The organism is Exiguobacterium qingdaonense (assembly GCF_018617855.1).
Classification (GTDB): domain Bacteria; phylum Bacillota; class Bacilli; order Exiguobacteriales; family Exiguobacteriaceae; genus Exiguobacterium; species Exiguobacterium qingdaonense.
Window position 1 is genome coordinate 162,863 of the sequence record NZ_JACSKY010000005.1, and the last position, 20,046, is coordinate 182,908.

At 47.4% G+C, this 20,046-nt stretch carries 26 protein-coding genes; 4 read left to right on the forward strand and 22 right to left on the reverse strand.

What is annotated here, in order from left to right:
- Nucleotides 1–28: 28 nt before the first annotated feature.
- The 4 genes from KNP00_RS08160 to KNP00_RS08175 all read right to left on the reverse strand — a co-directional run bounded on the left by KNP00_RS08160 (nucleotide 29) and on the right by KNP00_RS08175 (nucleotide 3,030).
- Nucleotides 29–1,096, reverse strand: coding sequence for a TIGR00341 family protein (locus KNP00_RS08160; protein WP_215144002.1), 1,068 nt, complete (start codon nucleotides 1,094–1,096; stop codon nucleotides 29–31).
- Nucleotides 1,097–1,228: 132 nt separating this feature from the next.
- Nucleotides 1,229–2,122, reverse strand: a complete 894-nt coding sequence (locus KNP00_RS08165) for an aldo/keto reductase (RefSeq protein WP_276312655.1) — start codon at nucleotides 2,120–2,122, stop codon at nucleotides 1,229–1,231.
- Nucleotides 2,119–2,622, reverse strand: coding sequence for a cupin domain-containing protein (locus KNP00_RS08170; RefSeq protein ID WP_215144004.1), 504 nt, complete (start codon nucleotides 2,620–2,622; stop codon nucleotides 2,119–2,121). Before KNP00_RS08170 ends, KNP00_RS08165 begins: the two co-directional genes overlap by 4 nt.
- A gap of 81 nt (nucleotides 2,623–2,703) precedes the next feature.
- Nucleotides 2,704–3,030, reverse strand: a complete 327-nt coding sequence (locus KNP00_RS08175; protein WP_215144006.1) for a winged helix-turn-helix transcriptional regulator — start codon at nucleotides 3,028–3,030, stop codon at nucleotides 2,704–2,706.
- A gap of 263 nt (nucleotides 3,031–3,293) precedes the next feature.
- Between KNP00_RS08175 and KNP00_RS08180 the strand changes: the two genes are divergently transcribed.
- From KNP00_RS08180 to KNP00_RS08190, 3 genes are all read left to right on the forward strand, one after another.
- Nucleotides 3,294–4,496, forward strand: a complete 1,203-nt coding sequence (locus KNP00_RS08180) for an MFS transporter (protein WP_215144008.1) — start codon at nucleotides 3,294–3,296, stop codon at nucleotides 4,494–4,496.
- A gap of 10 nt (nucleotides 4,497–4,506) precedes the next feature.
- Entirely contained in the window at nucleotides 4,507–5,454 is a 948-nt protein-coding gene (locus KNP00_RS08185) for a TIGR03571 family LLM class oxidoreductase (RefSeq protein ID WP_215144010.1), read from the forward strand.
- An 84-nt stretch (nucleotides 5,455–5,538) separates the two neighbouring features.
- Entirely contained in the window at nucleotides 5,539–6,648 is a 1,110-nt protein-coding gene (locus KNP00_RS08190) for a low temperature requirement protein A (RefSeq protein WP_215144012.1), read from the forward strand.
- A 37-nt stretch (nucleotides 6,649–6,685) separates the two neighbouring features.
- Here the strand turns inward: KNP00_RS08190 and KNP00_RS08195 are convergent, their stop codons facing one another.
- From KNP00_RS08195 to KNP00_RS08255, 13 genes are all read right to left on the reverse strand, one after another.
- Complete coding sequence (locus KNP00_RS08195; RefSeq protein ID WP_215144014.1) at nucleotides 6,686–7,114, reverse strand: CBS domain-containing protein; 429 nt, start codon at nucleotides 7,112–7,114, stop codon at nucleotides 6,686–6,688.
- 254 nt (nucleotides 7,115–7,368) lie between these two features.
- On the reverse strand, nucleotides 7,369–8,169 hold the full coding sequence (locus tag KNP00_RS08200; protein WP_215144015.1) for an alpha/beta fold hydrolase: 801 nt from the start codon (nucleotides 8,167–8,169) through the stop codon (nucleotides 7,369–7,371).
- Nucleotides 8,170–8,242: 73 nt separating this feature from the next.
- The gene (locus tag KNP00_RS08205) at nucleotides 8,243–9,355 is read right to left on the reverse strand and encodes a M14 family metallopeptidase (RefSeq protein WP_215144017.1); all 1,113 of its coding nucleotides are present in this window, start codon (nucleotides 9,353–9,355) and stop codon (nucleotides 8,243–8,245) included.
- Between the two features lie 85 nt (nucleotides 9,356–9,440).
- The gene (locus KNP00_RS08210; RefSeq protein WP_215144019.1) at nucleotides 9,441–9,839 is read right to left on the reverse strand and encodes a hypothetical protein; all 399 of its coding nucleotides are present in this window, start codon (nucleotides 9,837–9,839) and stop codon (nucleotides 9,441–9,443) included.
- Nucleotides 9,840–9,951: 112 nt separating this feature from the next.
- Nucleotides 9,952–10,419 (reverse strand): flavodoxin family protein, encoded by a 468-nt coding sequence (locus tag KNP00_RS08215; RefSeq protein WP_215144021.1) that lies wholly within the window; start codon nucleotides 10,417–10,419, stop codon nucleotides 9,952–9,954.
- A gap of 55 nt (nucleotides 10,420–10,474) precedes the next feature.
- Nucleotides 10,475–10,915, reverse strand: a complete 441-nt coding sequence (locus KNP00_RS08220; protein ID WP_215144023.1) for a hypothetical protein — start codon at nucleotides 10,913–10,915, stop codon at nucleotides 10,475–10,477.
- Nucleotides 10,912–11,562 (reverse strand): SIMPL domain-containing protein, encoded by a 651-nt coding sequence (locus KNP00_RS08225; protein ID WP_215144031.1) that lies wholly within the window; start codon nucleotides 11,560–11,562, stop codon nucleotides 10,912–10,914. The genes KNP00_RS08220 and KNP00_RS08225 overlap by 4 nt, the downstream gene beginning before the upstream one ends.
- A 73-nt stretch (nucleotides 11,563–11,635) precedes the next feature.
- The gene (locus KNP00_RS08230; protein WP_215144032.1) at nucleotides 11,636–11,806 is read right to left on the reverse strand and encodes a hypothetical protein; all 171 of its coding nucleotides are present in this window, start codon (nucleotides 11,804–11,806) and stop codon (nucleotides 11,636–11,638) included.
- A gap of 23 nt (nucleotides 11,807–11,829) precedes the next feature.
- The gene (locus KNP00_RS08235) at nucleotides 11,830–12,366 is read right to left on the reverse strand and encodes a DUF2812 domain-containing protein (RefSeq protein WP_215144034.1); all 537 of its coding nucleotides are present in this window, start codon (nucleotides 12,364–12,366) and stop codon (nucleotides 11,830–11,832) included.
- Nucleotides 12,363–12,686: a PadR family transcriptional regulator gene (locus KNP00_RS08240; protein WP_215144036.1), complete on the reverse strand. Its 324-nt coding sequence runs from the start codon at nucleotides 12,684–12,686 to the stop codon at nucleotides 12,363–12,365. Before KNP00_RS08240 ends, KNP00_RS08235 begins: the two co-directional genes overlap by 4 nt.
- Nucleotides 12,687–12,802: 116 nt before the next feature.
- Entirely contained in the window at nucleotides 12,803–13,438 is a 636-nt protein-coding gene (locus tag KNP00_RS08245; protein ID WP_215144038.1) for a GNAT family N-acetyltransferase, read from the reverse strand.
- A gap of 61 nt (nucleotides 13,439–13,499) precedes the next feature.
- On the reverse strand, nucleotides 13,500–14,492 hold the full coding sequence (locus KNP00_RS08250; RefSeq protein ID WP_420828314.1) for a tRNA dihydrouridine synthase: 993 nt from the start codon (nucleotides 14,490–14,492) through the stop codon (nucleotides 13,500–13,502).
- An 84-nt stretch (nucleotides 14,493–14,576) separates the two neighbouring features.
- The gene (locus tag KNP00_RS08255) at nucleotides 14,577–15,191 is read right to left on the reverse strand and encodes a TetR/AcrR family transcriptional regulator (protein WP_215144042.1); all 615 of its coding nucleotides are present in this window, start codon (nucleotides 15,189–15,191) and stop codon (nucleotides 14,577–14,579) included.
- Nucleotides 15,192–15,391: 200 nt separating this feature from the next.
- On the opposite strand from KNP00_RS08255, the gene KNP00_RS08260 reads away from it, so the two are divergent.
- Nucleotides 15,392–16,336: a DUF5692 family protein gene (locus KNP00_RS08260; protein ID WP_215144044.1), complete on the forward strand. Its 945-nt coding sequence runs from the start codon at nucleotides 15,392–15,394 to the stop codon at nucleotides 16,334–16,336.
- Nucleotides 16,337–16,465: 129 nt separating this feature from the next.
- Here the strand turns inward: KNP00_RS08260 and KNP00_RS08265 are convergent, their stop codons facing one another.
- From KNP00_RS08265 to KNP00_RS08285, 5 genes are all read right to left on the reverse strand, one after another.
- Nucleotides 16,466–17,323 (reverse strand): hypothetical protein, encoded by an 858-nt coding sequence (locus KNP00_RS08265; RefSeq protein WP_215144046.1) that lies wholly within the window; start codon nucleotides 17,321–17,323, stop codon nucleotides 16,466–16,468.
- Nucleotides 17,313–17,957, reverse strand: a complete 645-nt coding sequence (locus tag KNP00_RS08270; protein WP_215144048.1) for a TetR/AcrR family transcriptional regulator — start codon at nucleotides 17,955–17,957, stop codon at nucleotides 17,313–17,315. Before KNP00_RS08270 ends, KNP00_RS08265 begins: the two co-directional genes overlap by 11 nt.
- 290 nt (nucleotides 17,958–18,247) lie before the next feature.
- On the reverse strand, nucleotides 18,248–18,862 hold the full coding sequence (locus KNP00_RS08275; RefSeq protein WP_215144050.1) for a hypothetical protein: 615 nt from the start codon (nucleotides 18,860–18,862) through the stop codon (nucleotides 18,248–18,250).
- A 10-nt stretch (nucleotides 18,863–18,872) separates the two neighbouring features.
- The gene (locus tag KNP00_RS08280) at nucleotides 18,873–19,409 is read right to left on the reverse strand and encodes a GNAT family N-acetyltransferase (RefSeq protein WP_215144052.1); all 537 of its coding nucleotides are present in this window, start codon (nucleotides 19,407–19,409) and stop codon (nucleotides 18,873–18,875) included.
- A gap of 121 nt (nucleotides 19,410–19,530) precedes the next feature.
- Complete coding sequence (locus tag KNP00_RS08285; RefSeq protein WP_215144054.1) at nucleotides 19,531–19,935, reverse strand: ester cyclase; 405 nt, start codon at nucleotides 19,933–19,935, stop codon at nucleotides 19,531–19,533.
- Nucleotides 19,936–20,046 lie beyond the last annotated feature (111 nt).

Consider the following 20,046-nt stretch of genomic DNA (forward strand, 5'->3'; position numbering starts at 1 on the left):
TAAGACCATCGAAAAAATCGATGGTCTTTTATTCTGGATTCACTTCATTCTGTAGTTCGAACGGAATGTCCTCAAGATCAACTTGACGACTGTCGAACAAGTTGAACTGTTGCAGTCGACTCTCTAAATATTGTTGCAAGATTCGGGCAGCCTGTTCGCCGGATAACCCATTCAAATCAGGCACTTGCGTCACGGAGAGTTCAATCGCATGCAGTCCATAGTCAGGTAACCTCGACTCGATATCCGCCAATTCTTCCTGGGTCAACCGCTCCCCTGTCGTCGTCACGAGAAGAAGGTTGTCATCCTCTTCATAGTCTTGACTAATAATAATCGCTTCTGAAAACTCTTCTTCAATAAAATTGTTGATTCCGGTGCGAATGATACTGTCTTGAACGAGTGTCGCCGCCGAAACAAGACTCGGTCCGACGATGAGAACCGAAACACCGATTAAAATGCGATTGATTTTTTTATGGTTCGCGTCCTGCTTCGTCAATTCCTCTGAGATACCCATGAACTTGACCCCGATGAACGTCGCAATGGCGATGAACGCACAATTGATGACGAACAGATAGCTCGACCCGATCAAATAGTCGAGATTACGTGTCGCAATCGAATAGCCGACCGTACAGAGCGGAGGCATCAAAGCGGTCGCGATGGCGACCCCTGGGACGATATTGTTGCTCACCTTCTTCTGCGCCCCGATAATCCCGGCAGTCCCCCCGGCGAAGGCGATGATGACATCCCAAATCGTCGGTTCGGTCCGGGCGATGATTTCATTGCTCGCATACGTGATGGGCGAAATCGCAAAATAGATGGTCGCTACCGTAAGACTGACCGCGACCTGAACGAGTAGTAAACGTACGCCGGCTCGAAATAGTTTCATGTCATAGAGCGACAAGGCGAGCCCGATACTTAAAATCGGCGTCATGAGTGGCGAAATCAACATCGCTCCGATGATGATTGGAATGGAGTTCATATTCAATCCGATCGAAGCGATAAAAATCGAGCACATTAAGATGACGGAATCACTCGGTCGTACTTTTAGGTTCGAATACATCTTATCTTTGAATTCTTCAGCCGTGTACGTCTGTTCCATTCTGTTTTCAGCTCCCTTGTCGTTCCATCTCCTCTACAAACAAGTCATTCCTTTATTTACCCGCAACCTGGAAATGACAATCGATTTCGTCAAAAGAAAAACTGGACCGATTGATTGGTCCAGTTCACTCCGTCAAATGACGTCTAACGGCTGTTTCGTCGTTGGTGGCGGGAACGCCTCATCGAGCGCTGCAACATCTTCCTCGCTCATGTCGAGTAAGAGTGCCGCCGCATTCTCTTCGACATGTTCGGTCTGCCCGGCTTTCGGGATGGCGATGACGTTTCCGCTCCGAACCGTCCAGGCCAGGAGAATTTGAGCGACAGAGGCACTATACGTCTCAGCGAGTCGATTGACCGTCTCGTTATTGAAGACGTCCTCTTTCACGTCACTTCCTTCTGCGAGTGGTGCATACGCCATGACGGGAATCCCCTGCTCTTTCAAATAAGGAAGCAGGTCATATTCAATCCCTCGGCTACCGAGATGATAGAGGACTTGATTGACGGCACAGTTATCTCCGTTCGGTAAGGCAAGAAGTTCTTTCATATCTTTGACGTCGAAGTTTGAGACCCCCCATGCCCGAATCTTGCCGTCCGCCTTCAGTTGTTCCATTCCGGCAATCGTCTTCTCGAGCGGGGCATCGCCTCGCCAATGAAGCAAGTACAGGTCAAGATAGTCCGTCCCGAGCCGTTCGAGCGACGCGTCGCATGCCTTGACGAGTTTGTCACCGTACGCATTGTATGGATACACTTTTGAGACGAGGAAGACGTCCTCTCGACGGTGTTGGATCGCTTCACCGACCAACTTTTCAGATTCCCCGTCCCCGTACATCTCTGCCGTATCGATGACGTGGAGTCCGCAATCGAGTCCTGTCCGAAGCGCCTCGACTTCGGCGTCATGTTTCGATTTGTCTTCTCCCATCCGCCACGTGCCTTGCCCGAGTGCGCGCATCACCCGCCCATCTTTCAATTCGACGACGTTCTGTTTGAGCGCCGCAAGTAATAAAGAATGGGGTAGTCGTTGATTCATATCGTTTCCTCCTTTGTCCATGCTTCATGCAGCGGTCCCGTCGTCCCAAAGACGGGGTCAAACGTCGGCTTCTCGACTTGTTCAATCCGATTGATGTTATCTGGGCGTTCTTCCGGTTTCCCGGTCAACGTGTCGTAGTCACGACCGTCCGGATAGGCCCCGACCACTTGAAAACCTTCACTCGCCTCGATGCGACGATGCCCTGTCCCCGCCGGCAAAATCAGGACATCGCCTGCACAGACGCGTACGAGGTCACCGTTTGTCCCTCCGAGTTGCAGCGACGCTTCACCGTGTAACACGCCCAACACTTCATGCGTATTGCTATGGTAGTGATGATAGTCGAACACCCCGTTCACCCAACTGTTCGTCCATTCATTATGGGCGAACGTCTCTCTCATCCCGCTCGGGTCATCAAAGACACCGCGATAGAGGAGCGCCGGATAATCCGGGTGGTTCGGGATGGATCCATCATCTGTGAATCGAAAGGTCATTAAATCCATCAAAACTCCCTCCTTGTCTCTGTCCATTTACCCGACTTCTCCATACAAAAAACGGTCGCCCGTATTGGACGACCGTGATTGTTATGAAATGACCTCTTCACCGGTCTGATCGATATGGCACTCGCCCCAGGCGCACATGGCGTCCAAGATTGGCTTGAGTGACCATCCGTACTCCGAGAGCGAATAGATGACTTTTGGCGGGACTTGTTCGTATACCGTACGTACGACGACGCCATCCGCTTCGAGCTCACGCAACTGTTGAGTGAGCATCTTTTGGGTGATGTTCGGCATGAGCTTACGCAGTTCACTCGTCCGACGCTCACCTTTAATCAAGTGACACATGATGACGACTTTCCATTTACCGCCGATGACGTCGAGTGTCGCTTCAACCGGAATATTATATGGCATATCATTTCCTCCATTTCTCCCATAGGCACTTTTTGGTGCCTACCGCACTAAAAAGTACGTACTTCTCAAACTGTTTTCATGCCCTTATGATAGCGACTATAGCAAATCAATACAAGTTCATTTCGCTCGTAACATCCTTTTGAGACGGTAGGGTACTTTTTCGACCGTACTGAACAATAGAGGAAAGTGAAGTGTCTTTGCTATCCGGAGACGAAGGGCCCTCGTCTTCCAAATCATTTTTATTCAACTAGGAGGTACTACTCATGAATCAACCATATACGCAACCTGTTGAAGAACAGGCACCTAAAAATGGAGGATTGGCGTTACTCGCTCTCGCCATCAGCGCTTTCGGCATCGGGACGACCGAGTTCGTTCCTGTCGGATTGCTCGCATCCATCGCAAGTGACTTAAACATCGGCATCACACTCGCCGGTCTCATTATTTCAGGATACGCCATTGGTGTCGCTGTCGGTGCACCGATTTTGACGGCACTGACGAATCGGATGAACCGCAAGACGTTACTCATGGCACTCATGGTCGTCTTCATAGGCGGAAACTTAGTGTCGGCCATGTCGACCAGCTTTGAACTGTTGATCGTCGCCCGATTTATCACCGCGTTCTCGCACGGTGTCTTCTTCTCGATCGGTGCAACCATCGCCGTACAGCTCGTACCACCGCATAAAAAAGCGAGTGCCATCGCACTCATGTTCACAGGTTTAACTGTCGCGACCGTCACAGGGGTCCCACTCGGTACCTTCATCGGACAAGCGTTCGGATGGCGCGCCACCTTCTTCGCCGTCGCAGCACTCGGTATCGTTTCAATCATCGCAAGTTCCTTCTTGATCCCGAAAGATTTGAAACAATCACCACCTGCGAAGTTCTCAGATATGAAGAAATTACTCACAAACGGTCGTCTCATGCTCGGGTTCTTGATCACAGCACTCGGTTACGGCGGAACGTTCGTCGCCTTCACGTACTTGACTCCAATCATGCAAGACGTGACAAAGATTAGCCCGAGCTTAATCAGCGTCGTCTTACTCGTCTACGGAATCGCGGTCGCTATCGGGAACGCGGTCGGCGGAAAACTAGCAAACGAAAACCCGGCGAAAGCATTGTTCTATATGTTCATTGTTCATGCAGCGGTCATGATCCTCATGTCGTTCATGATTCCGTTCAAAGTGGCAGGTCTGATCGCCATCGTCCTGATGGGTCTCCTCGCTTTCATGAACGTGCCTGGACTTCAACTGTATATTGTGCAATTGGCTGAAAAATATGTACCGGCCGCTGTCGATGTCGCATCCGCACTCAACATCGCGGCCTTCAACATCGGAATCGCCCTCGGTGCGACAATCGGCGGATTCGTCGCCGATTCAATCGGACTCGTCCACACACCGTGGGTCGGTGGCATCATGGTCATCATCGCCGTCATCTTGACAGCCATCTCTCGTCGTTTGGAAGCAAACTAAGGAGGCGCTTATGTTCAACAATCATACAAGCTACAATCGGATGTATCGGGAGGACGAGCTCACGCTCGGTCTCCACATCCCTTTAGAAAACTTTAAAATGCGTACCCCGACACTTGAACGTCAAGTCGAACTCGCTCAAAAGGCAGACGACTTTGGCTTCACGGCGCTCTGGTTACGGGATGTCCTACTAAAAGACCCGAACTTCTTAGACCCTGCCGTCGGTCAGATTTATGACATGTTGATCTATGGGACGCATTTACTCGGTCAAACGAAAAACATCGCGCTCGGTACGTCCGCGCTCGTCTTGCCGCTCCGTCACCCGCTTCGCTCGGCGAAGGAAGTCGCAACGATTGAAGCGTTGTTCCCGGAACGATTGATTCTCGGGATATCGTCAGGCGACCGTCGTGCCGACTTCAAAGGACTCGGAGTCAACCATCCGACACGTGGTGAACAGTTCAAAGAATCACTCCGCGTCATGGAGCAGGTGCTCTATAACAATTACCCAACGATTGACTCGCCTTACGGGGAGGTCGAACAGGCGACGCTTGTGCCGCGTCCGAAGAAACGGATCCCGACGATGATCACCGGATTCGCGCAGCAGGACATGGACTGGCTCGGAGCGAACGGAGACGGATGGATGTATTATCCGCAGGCACCTTTCGCGCAACAGCAAGTGCTCGACGCGTGGCGTACGAGCGGTGAAGCGCATGGTCGATCGTTCCGTCCCTTCTCGATGCCGATGCATCTTGATTTGGCGCACGACCCAGACGAGCCACCGACTCCGATTCGTCTCGGTTTCCGCCTCGGTCGCAACCACTTGATCAAGTTGCTTGAAGCATATCGTGCCATCGGAGTGAATCATCTCTTTTTCGCCCTCTTCGACGGAGAACGTCCGGCTGAAGAAGTCATCGATGAATTAGGAGAATATGTACTCCCACATTTTCCACCGCTTGATTGAAGTTTTCCTGTCATTCTCGAAATGAAGGGTTTTTTAGAAAACATAAGGGTAAATAGAAATGAATCCATGAAAAGGAGTTCTCCTATGCCCCCTCATCACGAAAAGGTAGAGAAAATTGAACTATTCTTTGATTTAGTTTTTGTTTTTACGTTCATTCAACTCACGTTGAAGCTAGAACATCATCTTACATTGCATACGTTTTTAGAGGTTCTCGTCCTCATGGCCCTGATTTGGTACATCTTCGAGGGGTATATCTGGTTGACGAATACGACTAAACTGACAAGAAGAAACCATCAAATCTTTATGACGCTCGGGATGATCGGATTTATGTTGATCTCTGTCGCCATTCCAAAAGCCTATGAGGAAGACGGGTTTATTTTCGGACTTGGCTTTTTAGTGATCGTCGCCGTTCATTCGACGCTTTTCTTGTTGCACAGCAATGACGACACAAAAAAAGCAATGCTCGCCGTCGTTCCGTATAACGTTTCGTTCAGTATCATCATCCTTGTCGCTTCGCTGTTCGAAGGGGACGTTCGCCTGATTGTATGGGGAATTGTCGCGATTGTCGCGGTATTGGGGCCTCTCGTGCAAAAGAACAGAGGTCAATTCGAAGTCGCATCTTGGCACTTCCTCGAGCGTCATTACCTCATCCTTGTCATCGCCCTTGGCGAGACGATTGCCTCGACCGGCCGAGCCGCGATTGATGAGGATTTAACGTCCGACGTCGTCTTGACGATGACCCTCGCGCTCACTCTGACCGTTCTTCTTTGGTATTCCTATGTGAAAGATGATGAAGAACGAGAAACTCGGTTTTACGACATGCATACAGATAAGCGAGATCAGACAGCCAAGGCCGGGTTCTATTGGTCACACCTTTCCATGTTCCTCGGCATCATCTTACTCGCCGTCGTCAAAATCACCATCGTACACGATCCGATGCAGACGCTCGACTTGGCACATCGAATCACGTTGTATGCTGCCATCGTCCTGTTCGGATACGGTGTCATTCACTTCAATCGTCTGTTTTTCAAAGTATCTTGGAAGCGTCTCGCTCTTCTTTCGTCCCTACTCATCATTCCATTGATTGCACCCTATCTACCGGCAATCATCCTTTTACTCGTCATCACCTTGATTTACTTTATCGCGATGATTGCCCCGTTTCCGTTCTTAAAAACAAAACGAGGCGACACGTAAAACAAGCCAGAACCGCGAGTCGGTTCTGGCTTGTCGATTATCGGACTTCATTCTCTAGTTGTTTCAACTTTGTCGAGTAATATTCGATGACGTCACGGCGTCGGATGATGCCGATGAAATACTTCCCGTCATCGACGACCGGTACGAAGTTTTGGTCCGTGATCGCATCGACGAGTTCTTCAATTTGTGCCGTAATCGAGACCGGCTTATAACGAACGCGTTGTTTAATGTCTTTCAGACGTGTTCGGAGCACTTTTTCATAGTCTTCTTCTCCGCGAAGCTGTTCGGCGAGTGCCCAGAGCAAATCCCCTTCTGTCATCGTCCCGGCATAAAACCCGTTCTCCGAAACGAGTGGGACAGACGTGAATCGATGATGCTTCATCTTTTCAAGCGCTTGTCGTACCGTTGATTCGGGGTCCAAATATTTGACGTCTTCTTTCGGATATAAAAAGAAAGCGATGTTCATTTAAATCTCTCCTCAATCTGTTAATCCACCACGTTATTGTACCACGAATGGCAGGACAGGTTGAACTATTCAGACAATCCGTTATCTTTTCTTCCCCCTTTCGTCAACACGGCACAACAAAACATCGTGATTCTAGTCACAGCGATGTTCCAGTGATTCAAAAAATGGAAAGGAACTCCAATTGATTTATACCCGTTTTCGTTGGTTCTTATCCATGTCGACATACAAATGACCCCCGATTCGGAGGTCATAAATTATTGAATAAACTGCAACAACGTATCGTTAAATTTCTCTCGTTCATCGAGCACGGTCCCATGTCCACTCTCTTCAAAACGTTCGATGCGGGCGTTCGGGATGTCTTCTTTCATTTGCTCGGCGAATGCGAACGGGCAGATTTTGTCGTGTACCCCATGAATGATTAGCGTCTCGACGTCAATGTTTGGAAGAGCGTCTCGTAGATCCTCGTCCCGCAGCGCCTGTGCCGAAGCGATCGTACCGTGGCTCGAGGCCGCGAGGGCGAGGTGATGGAACCAGTTTTGCATCGGTTCCGAATGTTCTTTTTCAAAGAAGATCTTTCCGAATCCTTCGAGCATCTTCGGTCGGTCTGTCCGCGTATCTTCAATCAAAGAGTCGACTTCGTCTGTCGTCATTCCGTACGGATAGTCTGAACGTTGCGTGAAAATCGGTGCCGCCGCGCCGGCCAAGACCAATTTTTTTAGACCGTCCTCTTTATAGTCGGCCGCATAGCGGACTGCAATCGCGCCACCCATCGAGAAGCCGACGAGTGTAAAGTCTTTTAGTCCGAGCCCATACACGACCATATGCACATCAGACGCCATCGTCTCATAGTCATAACCTGTCGCCGGGGCATCAGATTTTCCGTATCCTCTGAAGTCGATTCCGATGTAACGATATCCCGCCTCGACGAGCGCATTCTTCTGATACTCGAACATGTTGTTGTTCGCCGGCCAGCCGTGTAAGAAGACGATCGGTTCCCCAGACCCGACATCCTCTACGTATAGATTTGTACCGTCATGTGCTGTAATGTATCCCATCCTCTAACCTCCACAATCATCATTTTTAGTACACCACTGTCATTGTTCCCGATTCTCGTTTCTCGTAACCTGTTTACACATCGCGCCAGAGCGACTCTCCTTTCAAATACCCTTCCACGGCTCTCGCCCCTTCCCGTAACACAGCTTCTCGCCAACTCGCATCATCCGGATAGAACATTGCCATGAACTCATTTTGAATCCCATTCCGTGCTTCAGGGTCTTTCGTCCCTTCAAAGTACAATTGATTCTCCAAAATGATTGTCAAAAATTCGCGAATCAAGGCTTTTGTCGACGTCCCGAACGTACCAAACTCAAACAATGCGGAGACGAGACCTTTGTCCGGATATTCGGTATCACGAACATGATAGAAGTGATTCGTCGAGTCGCCTAACGTCTCGTCTGGATCATATATTTTAACGTTTTCAAGACCGTACGTTTGTTTCAACTCGTCTTCGGTTCGACCGTCCCGTTTACTGATGACCATCGTGACCTCGTTCGTCGGACCGAGTGCGGTATGCCAGTCCATGTGCACGACCCGTTCGTAGCTCTCAAGCAAGTCATGCTGTATCCCTTTCACAAACATGGCTGACGGTTCATCCGCTTCCCCTCCGTAATAGACGCCTTTCGGGAATTGGTATTGCCCCATTCCCTTCGCCCCGCTCATCGCTTTGAATCCATCGAGTTTGATTCCTGACCCAAGAAACGAATAAATCCGCTCACGCGCCTCATGGTACTCGTCAATCACTCCGTCCGGCACGAACAGGTGACGCATCAGTTCGTATTCACGGTTGATGTTATAAGGGACCGACTCACGGTCGATGACATAGTTCCGATTCAGATCGACATTGTGCTCATTGACCCGTCGAAAATGCTTCATTCCCCACGGATTGACGGCATGGACGAGACAAAGACCTGTCGTCTCGTGACGAACATGTGCGAGTTGTGTCTGTACGAATTGGTGGGTCACCGCGGCACCCGCATAGCCTTCAATCCCATGTTCCCCAATCGTCATGAGAAGCATCGCTTTACGTGCTCGCTTCGGTTCCCCTAAAATGATGTCGATGCTCTCGTCCCCAATTGAATGGGTCAACAGCTCTGCTTTTGGGTAATATTTTTTCACTTCGGATAACAGGCTGATAAATTTTTCCCTAGATTCTTCATAGGATGATGAAAAATACTGACTCATCGCACTCTCCTCCAATCTATACTCTCTACCCCATTCCCATCCAAGCGCAATCTAAAAACGCCTCCCAAGTGAGGAGGCGTTTCGTTCAAGGTGTACGGATTCGTTTCGTATGCTGTCGTCGGAACGCCATCAAATAGAAGACCGGGCCGATGAGGACGGCACCGAACAACCAGTACAGACCGGCGTTCGCATACAATCCTTCAAAGGAACGAAACACCCAGGCAAGTATCGTGAAGGCGACGATCAACTCGATGGTCCATAACAATCCACGACGAACCGCTAGAAACACCGTATTCGTTTTTTGGAAATAGGCTGCAACGAAGGCAATCAAAAACGCTGGGAAGCTAGAGAACCATAACATTCGATTCAGTGATTCCTCGGCAAAGTATGCGTTTCCGAGAGAGACGGTGATGAGAAAGTGCACGAACATGACGAGTATGACGACAATCCATCCGACGAACACATCCCGTTCCATTTTTTTCATCACAACCAGCTCCTTTATGTGAAGAGGTGAATACTTGTATTTACCCGTTTTTCAGCCTTCTTGTCCTCATGAATTAAAAAAACGCATCCTGCTCACAGAATGCGCCCGTGCATCATTTAACCAACTCCCGTGCCCACACTCGTGCGCGTTCGAGTTCGCCTTCTTTCAGCATCTCCGTCTCCCCATCGACGAAAAATGACTCTTTTTTTACGTCCGTTGCCCCTTTTTCAATCATTTCTCCTTCGACACGGTTAACGGCATGACCGAACCAATCGATGATTTTCCCAATAATCGGATTCCGATTTTCTTTCACGACGCTCGTGTCAAACGCGGCCGTCCGCTTCCCACGTAACGCATTGTCCGAGATCTTTTTTAAGAACAGTTTGATGTCCTCCATCTCAGACCCACCGTTTGTCGGTGAACCGATGATGACGAGGTCGACATGCGCGAGATCTCCAAGACCTATATTTAACACATGTTCCATACGTGCCTCATGGTCTTTCGACAGTTCTTCTTGCATCACATGGGCAATCTTTTCTGTGTGACCATACAGCGAGTCAAAAATAATCAGGATGTTCATCATGCTCCCCCCTTCCCGAACTTCTTTCTAACCCCGTTCCCATTTCAACGTTCGTTCATGCTTCTTTTTTGTAGAGCGAACTTCGCTTGAAGAGCGTCCAACTCAACATCATGATGCCCATCCCAAGTAGGCCATAACCGAAGAATTTGATAAAATCTCTTGAATGGTACGGAGCTTCAAACCGGTACTCCGCCCGTCTCCATTCTGAACCATCCTCGACCGCAATGACGTCCTCTACCGACTGCCCATTGACTTCACGGTACGTTGTTCCAATCGGATATCCGTTCGAGGCATTCCCGTAATATCGTCCCGTTTCGTCGTTGACGGTCGTCTCCACTTCACCGATCACGTCACCGAGTACCTCCTCATCGATCGTCGTGTCGAGCACTTCATATGCGTTTCGGTCGAACACGACAAACGTATAGGCAAAGGAAAGAGCGGATACAGGTAGCGCAATCGAGAGTGAAACGAGGATCAAAACAGTCAGTCGCCTCATTTCAAACTCCAAACGAATGTTGCCGAATCACTGACGTCAATGTCATCCGGTTCGAGTTCAGGCATCCGTGATTCCGAATAGACGACGTCCTGGCTATAAAGGACGTTTGTCGGCGAGAACAGGTGAATCTCTCCCCATGTGTAGTCAATTTGAAGCAAGTCCCCGAGTTCGGCGCCTGCTCCTTTCGCAAGAAGCTCCGCTCGATTCAATGCATTCTCCGCAGCACTCACCAATAGCTGATCTTCAATCGCATTCGGGTCTTTCATCGTGAAGCGAATGGATAGTTTCGGATTTGCCCGAGATTGACTGATTTGTTCGATGACGTCCGATAGCTTGGACGTGTCGAGCGCAAATTCGAGCTTCGTCTTCTGTTTACAGACGTATCCGACAAACCGTGATCGAACATTCTCATCTCGATCACGATAGCTCTCGTATTCCGTATCGATCGAAAAGTCACTCGTTTTGAGATCTGTCTTGTCAAAACCAGCGCGCGTGATGGCTTTTTGAAGATGTGACACCGCACTTGCTGCCTCGGTCATCGTATCTTCGTATCGTGGCGCTTTTGAGACGAGGTCCATGTGAATCACAATCAAATCCGGTCGAGATGAGACGTTCCCCGTCCCTTTCACGGTAATCTTCCGCTCCATATTGATCCGCTCCTCTGTCGTTTGTTACACAGAATTTCGGTAAATTATTCAAATTATCCTTTATATGAAATTGTCATTTTTTCAAAATCGATGCGACAAGTCCCCCGACATATCCAAGCATCGCCCCGCTCGCGATCCCGTATACTAGCTCGATATTGAAGAAGAACGAGAGGATCACACCGAGCGTCGTCCCCGCAATCAAGCCAAAACAAATCATACAGTCTTTCCATTCTAATGAATCCATCTTGCTCCTCCTAACCCTTGCGTTCAATCTGATGACTTCATCTCCCCAATCACTTTGAGACCTTTTAACGTTCTAACTTTTCGTGTATGATGCTGAACCGCGTAGGCCAACATCGCGACGACGATTATGTTCAGTAGAATGACCCACTGTGCATACGGATTCGAAAGATTCGCTACGATCACAACAAAATTGGCGAGTCCTACTGCGCCGTACAGTTGAATGATTCGCTTTTCCCGCTGAATCATCGAATCAAAATCCGAATACAATTGAAACGGCCCGTCACTCGTTCGTTTTCGTAAAAAGATCCACCGATACGACGTGTCGACCACTTCGATGCCCACTTCATCGAGGAATGTCATATACGCCTTCGACTCGGGGTGCGAAGGTAGGTTGGACAATAGTTCGATTCGATACGTGTACGTCCCAGGTTCGACTGGTTTGAACACGTATCGCATCAAACGAAAGGATTCGAGTGCCCATCCGCTTTGAGACATCTCGTTGAGCCACTTCTCTTCTTTCTCATAATCAACAAAGATGCGATAGATCGCTTTCGTCTTCATGTGTCCAACTCCTTCGTCCATTCATGACCGTGTCGCACCAATTCTTCAAGTCGCCTTAATTCCGACCGAAGTGCCTCTCGACCCGATTCCGTGATCTCATACTCTTTCTTCCGCTCCGTACCTTTGAGCGCCTGAATCCATCCGCGCTCTACTAGACTGCTGAGGGCACCATATAATGTGCCCGGTGCGAGTTGGACCCGCCCATTGCTTAATTCTTGAACGAATTGCATCATCCCATACCCATGTCTCGGGACTTGGAGAGACAATAATATATAATAAACTGCCTCGGTTAAGGCTCCTTTACTCGACTGTTGTGTCACGTATCCTACTCCTTTATATCGCGTTTCGTTATATCGTCATCCGATATATCAAAAATATCCTATTTTTGGTTATAAGGAAAGAAAAAAATGCCAAAGACCATGTCTTGGGCATCACTTTATGATTGATCGAGTTCAGTTGAAGCAAGTTCATACTCTCGTTGACTCGGTAGCACTTCTTTTTTCTTCTTCGAAAACGTAGCGTCGTACGCCTCTAATTCGGCTTCATCGACTTCCAATCCTTCTGTAAACATCGCAACCCCATGAATCCCGTTTAGCGCTCCTTCATATAAAGGTAGTACGAGCAGTCCCTTATAATACTGTCCGTCCGGCATCGCGATGTCGAATCGCTTCCCGCCTACAAATCCATATGGTTCATAGTGATATGGATAGCCTAGCGTCAGGATTGCACGATAACCGAGCGAACGTGCATGTTCAATCGAATGCGTTATGAGATGTCTACCTACTCCTTGTCGATGGTACCTCGGGTCGATGAAAACTGGACCGAACGTGATCGTATCCACCGATTTCTCTCCATCTACAATTTTCGACTTTGAGAAAAAAATCCCGCCGGCAAGCTCTCCATCCACTTCGATGACCCATGACAATTCGCGCAAGTAATCTTCATGTTTTCGCAGTTGATGAATCGCATAATGCTCATGACATCCCGGGAAATATAAGTTCCAAAACGCTTCCCGAGCAATCTCTTCGACGCGACGCTCATCTTCTGGTCTTTCCTTTCGTATGTTGATCATCTGCCTCACTCCTTTTTATTCATTATACGAAAAAGGCCCAGCTTTCGCTGAACCTCATCGTTTATTCGGCAGCAAGCGCTGCCTCTTCTTCATGATATTTCTCGACAAAGGCATCAAGCAACGCTCGTACCTCGTCCGTCGATTTCGTTTCCATCAAGTTGTGACGGAGCTCGCTCGCCCCACGGAATCCTTTGACGTAAATCTTGAAGAAACGGTGCAAGTTCGAAATTGAGCGTGGCACGTCTTCTTGGAACTTATCCTGAAGGTCCAGTTGCAGACGCAACAGATCGAGGTGTTCCTCCATCGAGTGTTCGCGCGGCTCTTTCTCGAATGCGAATGGGTTTTTGAAAATCCCGCGACCGATCATGACACCATCGACCCCATATTTCTCAACGAGCTCGAGTCCCATTTGACGGTCGAGGATGTCCCCGTTAATCGTGATGAGCGTATCCGGTGCAATCTCGTCCCGTAGCTTCACGATGTCGGGAATCATTTCCCAGTGCGCATCGACTTTACTCATCTCCGAACGTGTCCGCAAGTGAATCGACAAGTTGGCGATGTCTTGTTTCAAGATATGCGTCAACCAGTCACGCCATTCATCGAGCTTCGAGTAACCGAGTCGTGTCTTGACGCTGACCGGAAGTCCACCGGCTTTCGCTGCTTGAATGAGTTCTGCTGCCACTTCCGGACGGAGAATGAGGCCGCTCCCTTTCCCACGTCTTGCAACGTTCGGGACCGGGCAACCCATGTTAATATCGAGTCCTTTATAGCCCATCTCAGCCATGCCGATACTCATTTGACGGAAGTACTCCGGGTTATCTCCCCAGATGTGGGCGACCATCGGCTGCTCGTCCTCGGTGAACGTCAAACGGCCACGGAGGCTGCCTTTCCCTTCAGGGTGGCAATAGCTGTCCGAGTTCGCGAACTCTGTGAAGAAGACGTCCGGGCGTCCCGCATGGGCGACGACGTGACGGAAGACGACATCGGTCACGTCTTCCATTGGGGCAAGTATAAAGAATGGACGCGGCAGGTCGCGCCAAAAGTTTTCGTTCATCGTAAAATCAGTTCCTTTCATCCATACAATCCAACAAAATCACTCATCCATTCTATTATGTCCGTCCGATTGTATCAACTGGCATTACTCATAATCCGTCTCTTTCGAACGAATGAGCTGAAAAAAGTGTGGAAAGCCTTCGGTCAACAAGTAATGAAGCACACGATTCGTATAGTCCGGTTCAATCGTTCCCGTCCGAAGTAGCGTCTGGAGCACCATGCCGTCAATCCCAGCCATCGTCCACGTGGCGACCGCTCGGGTCATCGGTCCTTGATCAACACCGTAAGCCCGTACAAAGATCGCCTCAATCCGTGTGATCCAGTCTTCATACTTCTCTTTGAATTTTTGCTGGATTTCTTCATTGCCAATCATCGCTTCATGGGCGAGATAGAACTGAAGTCGGCTCTCCGCATCTTTTTGAAGGCGTTCCTGCATCCCTTCGTATATTTCTTGGATGATTCTTTCCGCTTCTTTCTCATCCTCACGTGAGACGGTCGCAATTCGTTTGACCTCACCGAGCCCCTCGTCCATCACATCATACAAAATCGCCTCTTTGGACGTGTAGTAGTGATAAATCGCCCCTGTGCTAAAACCAGCCCGCTCGGCGATTGCTCGGAGCGTTGTGCCTTTGATGCCCTGTTCGACGATGATTTCACGCGCAGCTTGCAAAATTTTTAACTTCCCTTCGTTCATCATCATCTCGCACCCTCCTTTATTCTCATCGCTCATTATACCACAATGATGTGGCGAACTTTCGACACTTCCAAGTGAGTTCACAATCGTATTGACAGCGCTTTCATAAAATTGTTACACTTTTCACATAAACATAACGAACGTTCGGTATGTTTATATATCGCATTCATTACTTGTCATTTCACTTTTGAAAGGAGTGTCGTTTTATGTTTTTCTTCGAGTCGATTCCTTGGCACAACGTCCTTATGTGGTTCGTCGTACTCGGTCTTTTGATTGGATTGAACGAATTTGTCCGTTCCGGTAAACGGGCGAGTCAACTGATGTTCATCGCGCTTCCGATTGCTTTGACCCCGATTTGGCTGTTCGTCGTCGAATCAGAAATCACGTCTTGGTTTCATTGGGTGAAAGTGTACTCTGCACTGGCGGGTTCACTCATCTACATGGTCATCCGCTTCACGAACTATCATAAGAAGCACCCTTGGTATTTAATACTCGTTCCAGCCATTCTCGCTATCAATATCATCGAGGCGGTCATTCGGGAGTTCCAAGTCGGCTTCATGGGCTTCGAAGGAATCGTGGATGGAATGTATTACATCTCAGGTGGTTGGAACTATGTGAACGCCGTCGCCGGAATCTTGAACGTCCTTTTGATCTGTGGATGGTTCGGCATCTTTGCGACGTCCGGTAAGAAAATCGATATGATTTGGCCGGACCAGACGAAGTTGTGGATTATCGCGTACGGGATTTGGAACATCTCTTATGTTTACTCTTGCGCACCCGGTAACGCGTTCTATTCCGGATTCGCATTGAACATCGCCGCCACGATTCCGGCCCTTCTCTGGGCGAAAGGGACGTGGATGCAAAACCGAGCCCAAACACTCACGATTTGGATGATGTGGGTCATGACGTTCCCCTACTTCTTTGCGGTCGGCAGTACGTTTAACGTGAGTGTTTCATATAACCCAGCAGCGAACTGGACGCTCGCAATCATCAGTCTCGCCTTAAACGTCGTCCTCGCCGTCATGCAGGTGTCACGTATCGTCAAACGACGTCTCAATCCGTTGAAAGATGAGATGTGGACCGATACCGAAGAATATAAACAAGTCGATGCGTTGCGTGAAACAGAATCTCCTAATCCAAAGACAGCATAATGAGTGTTAAGCGCGGATAAACATTCATTTTATAAATTTGTAAGAATGATGTTTAGGCAACTCGTATAGTACTCGATTGAGCTCTAATTAAGAAAAAAATGAGACAACATTTCAAAATTAGAGCTCAAATTATATTTTTTTGCCCTCTTTAATATTTTTCATCATCAAATATAAACAGAAAATGACGATAGCCAAAAACAGCGGGAACAAAATCGATTCAATTACACCTACATTTACTCCAGAATTTTTTTGACCGATAAGCATCGCAATAATCGCTATTAAAAGTGCTGCCTCTTTTACGATGATTACTGAAGATAATAAATACCCATAAGCATTTCGTTTCATTAAAAGTACACCCGACAAAATCGCAATTGGGACGACAAAACCTAAATCGAGTGCCTGAATAACAAGAGTCGTATAATGATCTAATCCATCAGGAACACGATGTGTCAACATTTCGAGCCACATAAGAGCGACTAATAACGCTATAAAAATGAGCACACTACCAATGAATTTGACAGGCAGTTTTGAACTGAATTGAGTATGCATCTTTTTCAAGTCAAAAGAAATCATAGTAAGTGTGAACGCAAAAAAGCTACATGACATAATAGCAACATATACTAGAAAAAGTGAGTTATACATGGCATAAAAGGTGTACGAAACATAGGTGTATAAAAAATATCCAAGTATTCCCGCAAAAAGCAATTTTCCTTTTAAAAGCCCTTTCCTTGTTAAAATTAAAGCTACCATGAGCAGTGGAACTCCAAAACATAAGGTCACCACATCTTGTGCAACAGCTTGCGCTACCATAGAAACTGATTCATTCTTGTATAGACCACCCCCATGTAGCTTAACAACTTCATCATGCAAAGATGTAAATTCAATACCTTTTTGTCCTGCGCTAGAAAACACGCCATAGACAGAGGCAATTAATGCTAAGACACCGATTGCTAAAGTTAGTATAGTTATTGATTTTCTAAATTTCATAAAAAGCATCTCCTAAACCATTATTTTTCATACTCTTCAAACTGTTTATTATGAAATCAATGTGATGTTCTACGATGCTTTGCTTGAATTGTTTGTCTTTATGACCTTCTAGAATAAGTCTTGTAATAAGGCCAAACATTGAACTCCATACAATTTGAGCAACAATCTCAACATAATCATCCGAACAATTTTCACAATAGCTATTTTTTAAGAGTTTGCAGAGCATTTGTATGGCTGGTCTTTCAAGTGAAGCTCCTTTAAATAAAACAGAAGTGTGTTTGAGCACTACATGTGAATCGCTGAGCATAACAATTTTATATTCTTCAGACATAGCCAATGCTACTTCGATGTAATTCATCAGACTTTCTTTTAGTATTTGTTCAGGCGTGCTATCTTGTGGACCAAGACTTTCAAGTGCTAAAACTATTCTTTTATAACCTTCCTCCAGTAAAGAATCTACTATTTCATTTTTATCTTGAAAATAGTGATAGATTATTGCTGGGGAGTGCTCAATGCGATTTGCGATTTTTCTAATCGAAAGATTCTCAATCCCCACCTCCTCAATGATTTCTTTCGCTGCAGAAAGAATAAGTTCTTTTTTTTGATTTCTCTCTCTTAATTTACGATCTTTCACACCCAAAATTCGCACCTACTTTAACTGTGTTTATTTTTTTGAACACTGTTCAATATAAATTTTATATTATTCTGTCTGAATAAAAATGAGCAAGTTATTACAATATTTTGTCGCTTTTCATTAATTTTTTTGAGTTATAGTCGATTTATTCTGATAACGAATTGAAAGAAATCACAAAAAACTATTAACTTGATTGTACTTACACGAATCAAATGAATAGTTTTTAAGTGAGGACGTAACATCCGATTTATTTTATCTGAAATCGCTTTTTAGGGACGCGTTTTATTTTTTTATATTCTTTTCCGAAACACATAATTCTCCCCTTGTTTCGTATACTTAGGACCTTTCATCGACTTCTTCACTTCTGTGGTATCGACGTCCTTTCCTTTCGGCAATCGGAAATACTCATCGAGCCCCGTCTGATTGATTTCATTCGTACTACTCATGACCCCAATCAGCTCGAACGTTTCATCGACTTGCGCCAATGTCGCGTCTCCATGACTATCGTTACAAAGCAAGATGCCGCCCGGCTTCAAATACTGTTTCGTCGCCTGACCGACAAATCCCGCATATTGCGAGATGATCAAATCGACCGGTCCGATGTCGAGCGGCTGTGTATAGTCCTGACCAAAGAATTCAATGATGCACGGCTCATCATATTCCTTTCGTTGATCAATCAGTTCCTGTACCGTTTCAAGGTGCTTGAAGAAACGAATCGTCCCTTTGAAGCTGTCGACATAGATGACATGCGGGATGACAAGGGACGGGGCGATATCGACGTGACTTCCAGGATAGAGCGCCCGCTTCACGTTAAAGGTACTCGCAATCGTTTCATACATGCGCTTCCGGTCCCCGATTTTTTGTGCATACGTGTCGTACGTGTTTGTCACTTGTTCAAGGTTCATCGGTATCCTCCTAGTATAAGTATCCGAGCAAATCGAGCTTTCCGTCGGTCCATCGTTTGTCTCCCACCTGACGAATCATTAACTCTTCAAATCGTGCCTCCCCAATCCCTCGTGTCGTCTGGTTTTGGTCATCGATTTGAAGCCACGTGCATATGTTCGATACCGTGTGAAATCCGATCCGTTCGTAAAGGTCAGGTCGGTCAGCGAATAACAGGAGAAAGTCAATCCGATGCTCGTCACCGAGAGCAATCACCCGTTCCATCAGCGCTCGTCCGATCCCGCCTCCTTGCCATTCTTCTTGAACGCATAAGTCGATAATCCCGAGCACTCGAATCGGGTCCCCGTTCAAATTCATCATGCGAAAGTCTAAACCGACTTGTCCGATGACGTGTTGCTGTTCATCAAATGCAATCAATCGGAGATGCGGCGACTGCTTGAAATAGCTCCGTGCATGATAAAGTGGCTCAAAAGACTTCATGAGCAACTCGGTCAACTGTTTGTCGAGTGCCTCCCCGATCTCGAATTCCATCATCTGTTGAATATTCATGTCATTCCCCCGACTATATGTTTTTCGATCATACATTCATCATATCAGACATGCTCTTTGATTCTTTAGTAACTAACAAAAAAGCACTTATGCTTGTCATAAGTACTTTCTCGCTACGTCATCATTTTTTAGGTTGCTTCACCAATAACTCACCCATCAGTTCAGAGACGACCCATTCCTCAACAATCAATCCATTCTGAAAACGGGAGACGACCATGTCCACCCATTCGACCTGTTTCCCGCTCGCAGGAATGCCCATCATGTTTCGTTGATGTGTCCCACTAAGTGTGCGCTGCCACGTGATAGTGTCTTCTGTCTGAACGAGTACCTCAATCTTCTTCACCTCGACGTCAGGAATCGCCGTCTTCATCTGTTTTGAAAAACGTCGAATGAATGCATGCCCGTGATACGTCCGTTTCCCTGCATGCGCGACATATTCTGTAGCGAACACTTCGGGGACGACTTCCATGTTTCCGAGCTCCATCACTTGGTGAGCCGCAAAACGAATCTGTTCCTCTCGATTCATACGTCCACTTCCTTCAGGTCAATTGAACTACCCCCACCTACGCTTCGCTTAGAGGTGGGGGATTCCTGAGTTATCCGACCTGACAGTCGGAACCTGATCAGGCTAGCCCCG